Annotated in this window: 11 protein-coding genes and 2 pseudogenes; 3 read left to right on the top strand and 10 right to left on the bottom strand. The window is 49.6% G+C overall.

The window, feature by feature from the left end; genetic code table 11:
* Both FTE26_RS04640 and pptA read left to right on the top strand, forming a co-directional pair.
* Positions 1-121, top strand: a pseudogene (locus tag FTE26_RS04640) (ISAs1 family transposase); the annotation flags it as partial.
* Positions 122-219: 98 nt separating this feature from the next.
* On the top strand, positions 220-447 hold the full coding sequence (pptA, locus tag FTE26_RS04635) for a tautomerase PptA (RefSeq protein ID WP_001120141.1): 228 nt from the start codon (positions 220-222) through the stop codon (positions 445-447).
* Positions 448-450: 3 nt separating this feature from the next.
* On the opposite strand, the gene FTE26_RS04630 is transcribed toward pptA, so the two are convergent.
* Positions 451-1,020 carry a flavin reductase family protein gene (locus FTE26_RS04630; protein WP_000085912.1) on the bottom strand — a complete coding sequence of 190 codons (570 nt, stop codon included), beginning with the start codon at positions 1,018-1,020 and terminating at the stop codon, positions 451-453.
* Between the two features lie 172 nt (positions 1,021-1,192).
* Here FTE26_RS04630 and nhoA point away from each other — a divergent pair, with 172 nt between their 5' ends.
* On the top strand, positions 1,193-2,038 hold the full coding sequence (nhoA, locus tag FTE26_RS04625) for an N-hydroxyarylamine O-acetyltransferase (RefSeq protein WP_000187894.1): 846 nt from the start codon (positions 1,193-1,195) through the stop codon (positions 2,036-2,038).
* A gap of 95 nt (positions 2,039-2,133) precedes the next feature.
* Here nhoA and FTE26_RS04620 read toward each other — a convergent pair whose 3' ends face one another.
* The 9 genes and pseudogenes from FTE26_RS04620 to yddG all read right to left on the bottom strand — a co-directional run bounded on the left by FTE26_RS04620 (position 2,134) and on the right by yddG (position 14,339).
* A complete protein-coding gene (locus FTE26_RS04620; protein ID WP_000804390.1) occupies positions 2,134-3,027 on the bottom strand; it encodes a PhzF family isomerase in 894 nt (297 codons plus the stop codon).
* A gap of 79 nt (positions 3,028-3,106) precedes the next feature.
* Positions 3,107-3,787, bottom strand: a complete 681-nt coding sequence (narI, locus tag FTE26_RS04615) for a respiratory nitrate reductase subunit gamma (RefSeq protein WP_000617115.1) — start codon at positions 3,785-3,787, stop codon at positions 3,107-3,109.
* A complete protein-coding gene (gene narW / locus FTE26_RS04610; protein WP_001166352.1) occupies positions 3,784-4,479 on the bottom strand; it encodes a nitrate reductase molybdenum cofactor assembly chaperone in 696 nt (231 codons plus the stop codon). The genes narI and narW overlap by 4 nt, the downstream gene beginning before the upstream one ends.
* Positions 4,479-6,023, bottom strand: coding sequence for a nitrate reductase subunit beta (gene narH / locus FTE26_RS04605; protein WP_000702560.1), 1,545 nt, complete (start codon positions 6,021-6,023; stop codon positions 4,479-4,481). Before narH ends, narW begins: the two co-directional genes overlap by 1 nt.
* Positions 6,020-9,760 carry a nitrate reductase Z subunit alpha gene (narZ, locus tag FTE26_RS04600; RefSeq protein ID WP_000040435.1) on the bottom strand — a complete coding sequence of 1,247 codons (3,741 nt, stop codon included), beginning with the start codon at positions 9,758-9,760 and terminating at the stop codon, positions 6,020-6,022. Before narZ ends, narH begins: the two co-directional genes overlap by 4 nt.
* An 81-nt stretch (positions 9,761-9,841) precedes the next feature.
* Positions 9,842-11,230 (bottom strand): nitrate/nitrite transporter NarU, encoded by a 1,389-nt coding sequence (gene narU, locus FTE26_RS04595; RefSeq protein WP_001207921.1) that lies wholly within the window; start codon positions 11,228-11,230, stop codon positions 9,842-9,844.
* A 323-nt stretch (positions 11,231-11,553) separates the two neighbouring features.
* Complete coding sequence (locus FTE26_RS04590; RefSeq protein WP_000627116.1) at positions 11,554-12,885, bottom strand: leucine-rich repeat domain-containing protein; 1,332 nt, start codon at positions 12,883-12,885, stop codon at positions 11,554-11,556.
* 32 nt (positions 12,886-12,917) lie between these two features.
* A pseudogene (locus tag FTE26_RS04585) lies at positions 12,918-13,199 on the bottom strand (porin); the annotation flags it as partial.
* A 258-nt stretch (positions 13,200-13,457) separates the two neighbouring features.
* Complete coding sequence (yddG, locus tag FTE26_RS04580; protein WP_000198200.1) at positions 13,458-14,339, bottom strand: aromatic amino acid efflux DMT transporter YddG; 882 nt, start codon at positions 14,337-14,339, stop codon at positions 13,458-13,460.
* Positions 14,340-14,508: the final 169 nt, after the last annotated feature.

Genomic DNA, 14,508 nt, shown 5'->3' with positions numbered 1-14,508 from the left:
TGCTATTAATATTTTGACGAATGATAAGGTATTCAAGGCAGGGTTAAGACGTAAGATGCGAAAAGCAGCCATGGACAGAAACTACCTGGCGTCAGTCCTTGCGGGGAGAAGGCTTTCGTAATCTTGCCCTGGCATTATTGTCGTAAAAACGCATTACCGGACACACGACATTCACAATGTGTGTTAATTTTACTGACATCTTTCAAAAGGAGCACAATCATGCCGCACATCGACATTAAATGTTTTCCGCGTGAACTGGACGAACAACAAAAAGCAGCACTTGCTGCAGATATTACCGACGTTATTATTCGCCATCTGAACAGTAAAGATAGCTCGATAAGCATTGCTCTACAGCAGATTCAACCAGAATCTTGGCAAGCTATCTGGGATGCCGAAATCGCGCCCCAAATGGAGGCTTTGATAAAGAAACCCGGTTACAGCATGTAATGCTTAACCCGCCGTAACTCGCTTGCCGCTGGTAACAAACGTGCCAGCACCTAAATGATGCAACGTATTGAGCTTATCATCATCAAACTGCCAGCGGCCTTCGACAAATACCCGTGCGTCTGCCGCTGCTGATACCACCTCGCCAAACAGCGTGTCGTATTTTTGTTGCGCAGAAGTCGCAGGTAGCAGGCGGCACTCCATCCACGCCAGGCATTTCTCTTCAACAAGTGGCAAACCAAGCACCGGACCTTTCACCACCGGAATGCCATAGCAATTAAATTTATCTTCTTCACGACCCGACACGCTTCCCACTGCCCACGTCCAGTTAGTTGCTGCAACGCCCGGGATAACGATGCCAAATTTACCGTTACGTTCAATCAACTCCCTGGTCCATGTCGATTTATCTACCACAATCGCCACGCGTGGCGGTTCAAACTCCACCGGCATTGACCAGGCTGCTGCCATAATGTTACGCCGCTGGGATTGCTCATCGAAACTGGTGATCATGACAGTTGGGCCATGATTTAACAGACGGCTGGCATGGTGTAATTCTATGGGGATGAATCGGCTCATGGTATCGCCTCGCGAAGAAGGTTTTTTTAAGCGTAGTCCGTAACGCAATAAGTAACGAAATTAACGGGATTGGCGATTTGCAAACGTGATGCATGTCCGCGATCGCACAAAATAGCCGGTGCGGCGTCTATTCCAGGTTATAAGTTGAGAAAACCACTAAGGGAAACGCCTGATGACGCCCATTCTGAATCACTATTTTGCCCGTATTAACTGGTCGGGAGCTGCTGCGGTCAATATTGATACGCTTCGTGCATTGCACCTGAAACACAATTGCACTATTCCGTTTGAAAACCTCGACGTTTTGCTGCCGAGGGAAATACAGCTTGATGATCAATCGCTGGAAGAGAAACTGGTGATAGCCCGTCGAGGCGGTTACTGTTTTGAGCAGAATGGCGTGTTTGAGCGGGTGTTACGCGAGCTGGAGTTTAACGTTCGCAGCTTGTTAGGGCGCGTAGTGTTATCAAATCCGCTAGCATTACCGCCGCGCACCCATCGTTTGCTGTTGGTGGAACTGGAAGAGGAAAAATGGATTGCTGATGTCGGTTTCGGTGGGCAGACGCTAACCGCGCCGATTCGTTTAGTTTCCGATCTCGTGCAGACCACGCCACACGGAGATTATCGGTTGTTGCAGGAGGGTGATGATTGGGTGTTGCAGTTTAATCATCATCAGCACTGGCAGTCGATGTACCGTTTTGATCTCTGCAAGCAGCAACAAAGCGATTATGTGATGGGCAATTTCTGGTCGGCGCACTGGCCGCAGTCGCATTTTCGCCATCATTTGCTGATGTGCCGCCATTTGCCGGACGGTGGCAAGCTAACGCTGACCAATTTTCATTTTACCCATTATGAAAATGGGCACGCGGTGGAGCAGCGAAATCTACCGGATGTGGCGTCATTATATGCTGTGATGCAAGAACAGTTTGGTCTGGGCGTGGATGATGCGAAACATGGCTTTACCGTGGATGAGTTAGCGCTGGTGATGGCGGCGTTTGATACGCACCCGGAGGCGGGAAAATAATTTATGTCAGGTTGCCGGATGCGGCGTAAACGCCTTATCCGGCATACATTAGCTCGGTTGTAGACCTGACAGGCGAAGCGCATCAGGCAACGGTTTCAGAGTTCAATTGCCCATTCGGCATGAAACAAAATCACCGCTGTGCCTGAAATGGTGACTTTTTCCGGTTGGTTATCACGAATTGTCACCGTCACTTCAATCATGCCGTCACGCCCCAATGCGCGCCCCTGATGGCCTTTAACACATAACACGTTGCCATCGTGGGGCAATACGTTGTGATGTACCAACCATGCACCCATCGGGCCATTGGCATTGCCAGTCACCGGATCTTCCACAATACCAATCGCAGGCGAGAACATACGACCATCGGTTTCGTTTTTGCCTGGGCGGATCTGGAACGGGAAGAAACCATTGCAGCCAATCTGTTTGCTGATAGCGCTCAGCGCAGCAAGATCAGGCGAAAGGGCGTCGATATCCACTTCCGGTTTCAACGGGATCATCACTTTTGAGTGTCCTGTTGTTGCGACCTGAATTGGCAAGCCCGGCAAAATATCGTCTTCAGTGAGATGAAGCGCGTTGATAATCGCCTCACGTGTTTCACCTTCCAGCGGTGGCTCAAAGCCCGGCGTACCTTGTTCCAGCGAAATACGATAATCATCGTTGTGCTTTTCGATAGTCACGCGATGTTTTCCTGCCAGCGATGTTTGCCAGATTGTGCAATTTCCTAAACCTAACACCTTCGCACGTACATAGTGCGCAGCTACTGTCGCGTGACCGCAAATCGGTACTTCAACCGTTGGCGTAAAGTAGCGGATGCGCACATCGCTGTCGTCGCTGTGCAGCAGAAAAGCAGTTTCCGAATGGCCTAACTCGCGGGCGATAAGCTGCATTTGCGCTTCGCTAAGATTATCGGCGGGGAAAACAACACCGGCAGAATTGCCGCGAAACGGTTGTGAGGTAAAAGCATCGACGTGGTACACCTGCGGTTTCATTAACGTTCTCCTGTGGCTGGAGAACTATCATAGCCTGCAAGTGGCCGGAGAGCGAAGGGCTATCCGGCCAGGGTGAAAATTATCGCCGCGAACGCACAATCTGATACCGACGAGTAAAGTACTCAAACGGCGCGCTCCACACATGCACCAATCTGGTGAACGGGAAGAGCAGGAAGATGGTCATTCCCAATACCAGATGCAGGCGGAAAACGAACGCTACGCCGTTAAGCATTTCTGACGATCCACCACGGAAAGTGACAATGCTTTGCGCCCAACCCACCAGCTTCATCATTTCGCTACCATCAGGATACTGTGCTGAAAACGGTATGGTACTTAGCCCCAGCAGACACTGGATCAGCAAAATGCTCATGATGATAATATCCGGCGTAGTGGAAGTTGCACGCACGCGCTGATTTGTCAGCCTGCGCCACAGCAGTCCTGCGCCGCCAATCAACGTCAACACACCGCAAATACCGCCGAGCACCATCGCCATGAGTTGTTTCGCTGCCACTGGCAAAAACCACGCGTACATCCAGTGCGGCGTTAACATGCCGAACAAGTGCCCGAAGAAAATCCCCAAAATGCCGATATGGAACAGATTCGACCATATCACCATCCCGCGTTTATCGAGCATTTGACTTGAGGAGGCGCGCCAGGTGTACTGCCCGTAGTCGTAGCGCAGCCAGCTGCCGAGGAAAAACACCGTCGCACAAATGTACGGGTAGATATCGTAAAAAAAGACGTTCAGATACTGAATCATTTCCCACCTCCCGCACTGATGTCGACATACTGCGGCGCGACATCCTGGCTAAAGCGTCGCTGATATTGATTAAGCGGCGAGTTGTCACACGCCGTGGCGTTATCTTCAATAAACTTCACCTGTTCCTCTTCCCACACTGCATCAAGCGCCTGGCGGGTGTCATCGCGCTCTTCGCTGTTTACTTGTTTTGTGACACTGTCACTTGAAAGGGAGCTTCCCGCCAGTTGCAGCAGAGCATCAAACAACGCGTACCACGGTGCCTCGCGTTGTTTTAAGCGACCGCCAAGCAGGGCGAGGATCGGCGCAACATTGAGCAATCCTTCTTTCGCCTGATCGTCAGGCAGTACGCTTAAATACTCCAGATACAGCGGTAGATAATCGGGCAGTTCCCGACAATCCAGCTGCAGGCCGACCTTTTCATACTCCGCCAGCAGGTCCACCATTGCCTGGCCGCGATCGCGGGACTCGGCATGAACATGTTCGAACAGCAGCAGCGATGTGGTACGTCCACGGTCAAACACTTCGCACCATTCGGCCTGTTTATCCAGCAGCGGCGCGTTAAGCAGGTTGTGGGTGAAATCCGTAAGCATCGGCGCGTCGCGGCGGATCAACGCCAGCGCGTCCTCCTTGCATTCCCACAACAGCTCGTCCGGATACTCCATCAACAGGCCGATCACTTTGAGGATCTGCATTATTCGCCCTCCGCTTTGTCGCGCACTTCGGTGATGTTGATGGCATCGATACGGCTACTGTTGAACAGGTTGAATTTACTGTCCGAACCGTGGCAACCGTCGCCAAAGGTAAAACCGCAGCCGTTGCGTTCTGCGAAGGCATCGCCCGCCATTTCCCGATGGCTCGTCGGGATGACAAAACGATCTTCATAGTTGGCAATGGCGAGGTAACGATACATCTCTTCGACCTGGGCGACGCTCAGGCCTACTTCGTCGATGGCACGAGTATCAGTAACGCCTTCCACGGTTTGTGAACGCATATAGTGGCGCATCGCCATCATCCGTTTCAGCGCCCGCAGTACCGGACCGGTATCGCCGGCACTCAACATATTGGCGAGATATTGCACCGGAATACGCAGGCTTTCGATGGCGGGCAGCACGCCTTCGCTTTTCGGCAAACCGCCCGCATCTGCGTAGGACTGAATCGGCGACAGCGGAGGAACGTACCAGACCATTGGCAGGGTGCGATATTCAGGGTGCAGCGGTAGCGCCAGTTTCCAGTCCATCGCCATTTTGTAGACAGGCGAACGCTGGGCAGCTTCAATCACGTTTTGTGGAATACCTTGTTTCAGGGCTTCCTCGATCACTGAGGGATCGTGTGGATCGAGGAATACTTCGCACTGACGTTCATAGAGGTCAACTTCGCGCTCGGTGCTCGCCGCTTCCTCAATGCGGTCGGCGTCGTAAAGCAGCACGCCCAGATACCGGATGCGACCCACGCAGGTTTCTGAGCACACGGTGGGTTGGCCTGACTCAATTCGCGGATAACAGAAGATACATTTTTCTGACTTGCCGCTTTTCCAGTTGAAGTAGATTTTTTTGTACGGACAACCGCTAATGCACAAACGCCAGCCACGGCATTTATCCTGATCAATCAGCACAATGCCGTCTTCTTCGCGTTTGTAGATAGCGCCGCTTGGGCAGGTCGCCACGCAACTGGGATTGAGGCAGTGTTCGCACAGGCGCGGCAGGTACATCATGAAGGTGTTTTCAAACTGCCCGTACATCTCCTTTTGCATGGCCTCGAAGTTGCGGTCGCGGGCACGTTTTTCAAACTCGCCGCCCAGCAGTTCTTCCCAGTTTGGGCCCCAGATCACTTTGTCCATCCGTTTGCCGTCAATCAGTGAACGCGGGCGAGCAGTAGGGATATGTTTGCCTTCCGGTGCGCTATGCAAATGTTCGTAGTCGAAGGTGAAAGGTTCGTAGTAATCATCAATCTGCGGCACCACCGGGTTGGCGAAGATTTTGGTTATTACGCCCATCTTGCTGCCCAGACGCGGACGGATCTTGCCATTCACATCGCGGACCCAGCCGCCTTGCCACTCTTCCTGATCTTCCCAGTTTTTCGGATAACCAATGCCCGGTTTGGTTTCGACGTTGTTAAACCATGCGTACTCCATGCCTTCGCGCCCGGTCCAGACGTTTTTACAGGTCACCGAACAGGTATGGCAGCCGATACATTTGTCGAGGTTAAGCACCATGCCGACTTGTGAACGGATTTTCATTTTTTCGCCTCCTGTACCTGATCGCGACCTTCATCATCCAGCCAGTTAACGTTCTTCATCTTGCGGATCATGATGAACTCATCGCGGTTCGATCCGACGGTGCCGTAGTAGTTAAAGCCCCAGGCCAGCTGCGCGTAACCGCCAATCATATGCGTTGGTTTCGGGCAAACGCGGGTGACCGAGTTATGAATGCCGCCGCGCATGCCAGTTACTTCCGAACCAGGAATATTCATAATGCGTTCTTGGGCGTGATACATCATGGTCATGCCCGGCGGTACACGTTGGCTGACCACCGCGCGGGCAGTCAGCGCGCCGTTGGCGTTGAATACTTCCACCCAGTCGTTATCGACAATGGTCAGTTCTCGGGCATCTGTTTCGCTGATCCAGACAATCGGTCCACCGCGAGAGAGCGTCAGCATTAGCAGGTTTTCACTGTAGGTTGAGTGAATGCCCCATTTCTGGTGCGGCGTCAGGAAGTTAAGTGCTTTTTCCGGGAAGCCGTTTGGCGGTATCTGGCGCATCTCACTGACGCTACGGGTGTCGATAGGCGGGCGATAAGCCACCAGGCTTTCACCAAAAGCACGCATCCACGGATGATCCTGATAGAGCTGCTGGCGTCCCGACAGCGTGCGCCACGGAATTAACTCATGAACGTTGGTGTATCCCGCGTTATAGGATACGTGATCGCTTTCCAGACCGGACCAGGTGGGGCTGGAGATAATTTTACGCGGCTGCGCCTGAATATCGCGAAAGCGAATCTTCTCGTCCTCTTTGTGCAGCGCCAGATGGGTATGTTCGCGCCCGGTGATCTCGCCCAGCGCCTGCCACGCTTTGACTGCAACATGACCGTTGGTTTCCGGTGCCAGTGCCAGAATCACTTCTGAAGCGTCAATGGCGGTGTCAATCAGCGGACGCCCCTGTGCCGGGCCATCACGCTTGGTGTAATTGAGTTTGCCGAGGAAATCGATTTCATCCTGCGTATTCCACGAAATCCCTTTACCGCCATTGCCAAGTTTGTCCATCAATGGCCCGAGCGAGGTAAAGCGTTCATACGTAGCAGGGTAGTCGCGCTCCACCGCCACAATATTCGGCGCGGTTTTGCCTGGAATCAGATCGCATTCGCCTTTGCGCCAGTCGAGCACTTCACACGGCTGTGAGAGCTCTGCCGGAGAGTCATGCAGTAGGGGTTGTAATACCACGTCGGTTTCTTTGCCAAGATGACCCACGCACACTTGCGAAAATGCTTTGGCGATACCTTTGTAGATTTCCCAGTCGCTGCGTGATTCCCACGCCGGATCGACCGCCGCAGAAAGCGGATGAATAAACGGATGCATATCCGAGGTGTTCATATCGTCTTTTTCGTACCAGGTGGCGGTGGGCAGAACGATATCGGAGAACAGGCAGGTACTGGACATGCGGAAGTCGAGCGTCACCAGCAGGTCGAGCTTGCCTTCAATCGCCGCAGTTTGCCACTCGACTTCTTCCGGTTTGATCCCGTCGCTGGCACCGAGTTCCTCGCCCTGAATCCCGCTTTCGGTCCCCAGCAGATACTTCTGCATATACTCGTGGCCTTTGCCGGAGGAGCCAAGCAGGTTAGAGCGCCAGACAAACAAATTACGCGGATGATTGCTGCCGCTATCTGGTTGTTCGCAGGCCATACGTAAATCGCCCGATTTCAGCGCCTGGGCGGTAAATTCTGTGGGGGATAATCCGGCCTTGTCGGCTTCAGCTTTAATCCCGAGCGGGTTACGCCCCAGCTGCGGCGCAGAAGGTAGCCAGCCCATACGTTCGGCGCGAACGTTGAAATCAATCAGATGACCGCTGTACTTACTGGCATCGGCGAGCGGTGAAAGTAACTCCTGAGCAGAGACTTTTTCATAGCGCCATTGGCTGGAATGATTGTAGAAAAACGAGGTGCTGTTCATTTGGCGCGGTGGTCGGTTCCAGTCGAGCGCAAAGGCCAGTGGCAACCAGCCGGTTTGTGGGCGCAGTTTTTCCTGGCCGACATAGTGTGCCCAGCCGCCACCGCTTTGCCCGACACAACCGCAGAAGATCAGCATATTGATCATCCCACGGTAGTTCATATCCATGTGATACCAGTGGTTGACGCCAGCGCCGAGGATAATCATTGAGCGCCCATGCGTTTTATGGGCAGTATCGGCAAATTCACGAGCGATGGATTCAATATACTGGCGCGGCACGCCGGTAATTTGCTCACCCCAGGCTGGGGTGTACGGTTTGATTTCAGCGTAATCTTTCGCACTGTTTTCATCTTCCAGCCCGCGATCGAGGCCGTAATTCGCCAGTACCAAATCATAAACGCTGACCACCGGACAGGTGTTGCCATCGACTAACGTCAGGTTTTTAACGGGCAATTGGCGCACCAGCACCGGATTGTGTTTTACGCTGCGAAAATGCGGATTTTCAATGCCGCCAAAGTAGGGGAAGGCCACGCCTGCAACAGCGTCATGTTGACCGAGCAGGGTTAACGACAATTCGGTTTCCGTACCGGCGGCAATGGATTCCAGATTCCATTTGCCTTTTTCTCCCCAGCGGAAACCAATCGCACCGTTCGGCACTACCAATTCACCTGCGGTATTAACTGCTACGGTTTTCCACTGCGGATTGTTGCTTTCGCCCAGTCCATCCACCAGGTCAGATGCGCGGATCATGCGCCCGGGAACGTAGCTACCATCGTCGCGAGGCTCCAGCATTACCAGCATCGGCATGTCGCTGTAGCGGCGGCAGTAGTTGATAAAGTAGTCGCTGGGATTATCGAGATGAAACTCTTTTAAAATCACATGGCCCATTGCCATCGCCAGGGCGCTATCAGTGCCTTGTTTCGGTGCCAGCCACTGGTCGCACAATTTGGCCACTTCAGAGTAGTCAGGGGTAATGGCGATAGTTTTAGTGCCTTTGTAGCGTACTTCGGTAAAGAAGTGGGCGTCCGGCGTACGTGTCTGCGGTACGTTAGACCCCCAGGCGATGATGTAGCTGGAGTTATACCAGTCGGCAGATTCCGGTACGTCGGTTTGCTCGCCCCAGGTCATCGGCGAGGCGGGCGGCAGGTCGCAATACCAGTCGTAGAAGCTTAAACAGGTGCCGCCAAGCAGTGACAGATAACGCGTTCCGGCGGCGTAAGAAACCATCGACATCGCCGGGATCGGCGAGAAACCGGCAACGCGATCCGGGCCGTAGGTTTTGATGGTCCAGACGTTAGCGGCGGCAATCAGCTGGTTTAGTTCCTGCCAGTTGGAGCGGATAAACCCGCCGCGCCCACGCACTTGTTTGTAGCTCAGGCACTTTTGCGGATCGTTCATAATCGATGCCCACGCCAGTACCGGATCGCTGTGTTGCTTGAGGGCTTCGCGCCACAGTTCAATCAGTCGTTTACGAATGAGCGGGTATTTCAGGCGGTTAGCGCTGTAAAGATACCAGGAGTAACTTGCGCCACGCGGGCAGCCGCGAGGTTCATGATTGGGCAGGTCAGGGCGAGTGCGCGGGTAGTCGGTCTGTTGGATTTCCCAGGTCACCAGACCATTTTTAACGTAGATTTTCCAGCTACAGGAGCCTGTACAGTTAACACCGTGGGTGGAACGCACGATTTTGTCGAACTGCCAACGCTGGCGATAGCTGTCCTCCCAGTCGCGGTTGCTATGCATCACCTGTCCGTGACCATCGGCAAAGGTTTCGCCCTTTTGTTTGAAGTAGCGAAAGCGATCCAAAAGTTTACTCATGACATGACTCCTGCTCCAGGAATGAATTGGGATCTGATGCCTTGTCGGATGCGACACGGTTGTACATCAGGCATCGATCTCTTATTTTTGGCTGAACTTCCGCCGACCATAAACCAGCCAGGTCAGCAGCACACAAACGATGTAGAAGATTAAAAACACTTTCATCGCGCCGACCGGAGAGCCGGTCATATTGAGCGACATGCCAAACGCCTGCGGAATAAAAAAGCCGCCCACTGCGCCAATGGCTGAGATAAAGCCCAGAGCCGCCGCCGTTTCGGTGACGGCTTCTTTCTGAGCTTGCTCATCACTACCGCCTTTCATCTTTACCCGATAAATGGTTATCTGGCGAAAGATGACGGCGATCATCTGGAAAGTAGAACCACTTCCCAGACCCGCAGTCAGAAACAGCCCCATAAATACGGCGTAAAAGGCGATGAAATTACCAGAGCCTGTGCCCGGTAAGGTAAGGAACAGCAGGGCACTGAAAATCGCCATAAAAATAAAGTTGATCAACGTCACCCGCACGCCGCCGAACTTATCGGAAATAGCACCACCAACCGACCGCGCGATGGCACCGATAAATGGGCCAAAGAACGCCAGGCGCAGAATATTCACATCCGGGAACTGGGTTTTTGCCAGCATGGCAAAACCCGCAGAAAAACCGATAAACGAACCGAAGGTGGCAAGGTAAAGCAGGCTCAGCAGCCAGAGATGCAGGCGTTGTAAGACAGGGAGCTGGTCGGCAATTGAGGCGCGTGAACTGGCGATATCATTCATCCCTGACCAGGCGGCGATCGTGGCAATCGCCAGTAGCGGTACCCAAATCCATGCGGCATTCGCCAGCGACATCACCGAACCGTCGGCCTGCGGTACGCCATTGACGCCGAGAAAGGCAAATACAGGTACAAAAATGACCAGCGGTGCAACCAGCTGCATTACACTTACACCTAAGTTTCCTAATCCGCCATTAATCCCAAGAGCGCTCCCTTGTTTGGCTTTTGGAAAGAAGAAACTGATATTGCCCATGCTCGAAGCAAAGTTTGCACCTGCAAAACCGCATAGCAAAGCGATAACGATAAATACCCCAAAAGGAGTATTCGTATTTTGCACGGCAATTCCGAGCCAGACGCAAGGAATAATCAGGATTGCAGTACTAAAAACCGTCCATCGGCGTCCACCGAATATAGGCACCATAAAGGAGTAGGGAACACGCAATAATGCGCCAGAAACGGAGGGTAATGCGGTTAATAAAAAGAGTTGATCGGTAGTAAAATTAAAACCGATTTTATTGAGATTAACGGTAACTGCGCTAAATAGCATCCAGACACAGAAGGCAAGAAGTAGACAACTGACTGATATCCAGAGGTTTCTTCGAGCAATATGTTTTCCTTTATTTTCCCAGAAGGCCGGATTTTCTGGTTTCCAGTCGCGTAAAAGATAACGACTATTTTTCTCATTTTGCAGTGCCATATTGTTCCTCACATGCACACATTGGTAATGAAAAAAGACAAAACAGGAGGTAAGGCGCAATAGCCAGTTATTAGAATTAAGGATGAATTGGGTGAAGTGCTGATTGAAAGAATAGATAAGAAAGCGTAACCGCGGGGGCAGAATGGGGATTAAGTAGCCAGATATGTGTTACTAAATGTAACTAACAAGCTAACCTTCAAACGGGGGTTAATCTTTGAACGTATGTCATGTTTCAACCCTTCAGATCGTGAATCTAAAGGGTTACATATTAACTATATTATCAACAAGACCAGACACTTATAGAATTAGTGATGATTTATTCACTAAAAAGGCCATGAACTGGAGGAAAACGATCTGTCCAGAAGGTCTATCGGTTCCTCTCTTATTGCCTGATTGTAATAATCGTTATTACAGTAAGTATTGTTTATTTCATCTAAGGTCATGTTTTTAACTTTTATATTCCTCTGGTTTACAACTTCCTCTGTCTTGTAAGTGTGTATATTATATGGGGTATATGCTTTATTAATAGGATAGTGAAACAATTCGTTATCCACATCTATTCCGTCAGAGTGAACTTCAAATGCACCAGGCGAAAGAATTGCCAGGCCAGTATTAAGCTTAAGTGCTGGGGAAAACAAATTAAATAACATGAGCTGCATAGTAGGGCAATTGTTCTTCCCAGAAACATTTAAAAAATTTAAGTTTTTGCTCTGTTTTATTATGGGGAATAAAGTTCCAATATCGGATGTATTATTAGTATCAATGTGGGTTATTTTATTATTGTCCAGTCTTAAACTTTTGATAGATGGAAGATAAGTCAGGAAATCAAGATTTATATATTTCAACTGGTTGTTAGCAGCGTTTAATGTCTGAACATTGCAGAAGTTGCTATAGAATATTTTAATTTCAGAAAGCAAATTGTTGTTAATAAGTAACGTATTCAAGTTGGGAAATAAGTCATTGTGTAAACTTGTTAGTTTATTATGGGATAGATCCAGCAGTAAGAGTTCATTTTTATTACCTGCAACAATATCAGTTAATTGATTATGGCTGAGATTCAGGTATTGCAGCCATTCGCAAGATTCTAATTGCACAAACTCTAGTTGATTATGTGCCGCACTAAAATAAGTAACTGATGAAAGCCTATCTATATCAATATTTCTGAGAGCATTATTATTCATAGATATATGTGTAATACTTACATTTCTGCCTTGAGGAAAATTTATTGACTCAAGAGTATTACTATTCAGACTTAGCTTTACGAGTCTATCGTAGTTGGTTGCATTAAAATGTGTGAGTTGGTTATTATCAAGATTGATAGAGGTGAAGTTTTGCAGCCCTGGTGGTTGAGTGGTTAAATTAAGTCCTGATAAATCAATGGTCACTTCATTAGTGTCATCAATTATATTTCTTACTGCAGTCCAGTACTGCATTTGTGCAAGTGGATCATTGTTGATGCCGTTAACTAATACATGCCAAAGATGTTTTGATGATATTAGTTGATCAATGTCATTGGTTGGCAGTAAATTGTTATTGCTTAAGTTTAAATATTCCAGTTTTGTAGTGTTTTTGGCGTTTAAATGTGCAATATGGTTGTCGTTTAAAGTGATTGTTTTCATCCTGGGATGATTGTGTAATATAAGGTCAGTGATCATATTGTGATGGGCACTTAACTCAATCAGAGATTGTTGCCGCGCCAGCCGTTGGCTTCATCGTTATAGCCTTTAAAATCATATTCCCAGTGACCAAAACCAATCATTTGATCATTGATTTGCGTTTCTCTTTTAAAGCCGAGACGGGCATAAGTTTTATCACCATCGTCACGCTTATCATCAGTAAAATAACGTAGAGCGGTAACCTTGCCATAAAGGTCGAGTTTATTACCATCCTTGTTATAGACTTCGGCAGCGTGTGCTACGTTCGCAGCTAACAAACCAGTTACAACCACCGCAACTATTTTTAATTTCATTTAACAGAATCCTTTTAATTATCGTTAAACGTATTTTCTAAACGAATTTTAAACGGCGTCATTTATAAATGATATACTGTTTTTAAAATAGAATGGTGATTAAAAACAATGAGAAAAATAGATGAAATAATATTATTTATCGATATGTGATCGAAGTCGAAATGAGATATAAGGTGAATTACTGGTATTTGAAATTTATTTTTTAATATTGTCGGAATTTATCTGATTAACTGCCGGGCCGTAGACCCGGCAATTATTTTAACCACGACGTGTCGCCAGCCAGCAGAGCAGGGAACCGCCGCAGACCATTAGCGCGCCTTGCCAGAATGAGAACGACAGCGGGGCGCTGAGCAGCACGGCTGCAAGCGCTGAGGAAAGTACGGGCGTAAAATACGAGCCTACCGCCATTATGGTGACATTGCCATGCAGTATACCGACATTCCATGCAGCATAAGCAAATCCTAAGGTAAATGCCGCAGAGATGAGTTTAATCATGACGGGCGTGCTAAATACCATTTCTGGTTGTGGCGTGAGAAAATAGTAAACCCACAGACTTGCTCCCGTTAGCAGGACAAAAACGGTAATTCCGTTAAATCCGCGTGCGTATTTATTCGTTACTGTGCAATAGGCTGCCCAGATAAACGCACCAATAAACGCCAGGAAATAACTCAATGGGCTGGTGGTAATATTATTGATGATTTCATCATAATGTAACCCATTATCACCGCCTAACACCCAGCAGACGCCGACCAGGGCTAATAATAATCCTGGTACAATCAGCCAGTTGGTTTTCTGACCATTAAACAGAATGGCAAAGAGAATTGTCAGGCTGGGCCATAGATAGTTCACCATACCCACTTCAATCGCCTGATGACGGGTCGCCGCATACCCTAAGGAAAGCGCCAGACAGATTTCATAGCTGACGAATAACAGACTCCCGGCGAGTAAATAGCCTTTCGGAATCTGCCGAATACGCGGAAATCCAACCGTGAAGATTAACAGCAGCCCGCTTAATGAATAGATAGCAGCTGCGCCGCCGACCGGGCCGAGCTCCTCGCTGACACCGCGAATCAATCCTACCATCGTGCTCCACAGGACGATCGCTATTAGCCCTATGAGCGTTGCTTTTTGTCGTGTCATGCTCGCTGTTTTGTCTCTCTTGCCGTTAAAAATTAAGCTGAATTTTATAGCATTTTTTTAACTGGCCTGTCAGGCAGTGGTGCGTTTTTCTACCGCTATTGAGGTAGGTCAATTTGCGCAGGCGGATTATTTTGTGGCAAACACGTGTTCTTTTTGATTTCGCGCAAAA

Source organism: Escherichia sp. S10b (assembly GCF_028421345.1).
Taxonomy (GTDB): domain Bacteria; phylum Pseudomonadota; class Gammaproteobacteria; order Enterobacterales; family Enterobacteriaceae; genus ECMA0423.
This window is presented reverse-complemented; position numbering and strand designations above follow the sequence as displayed.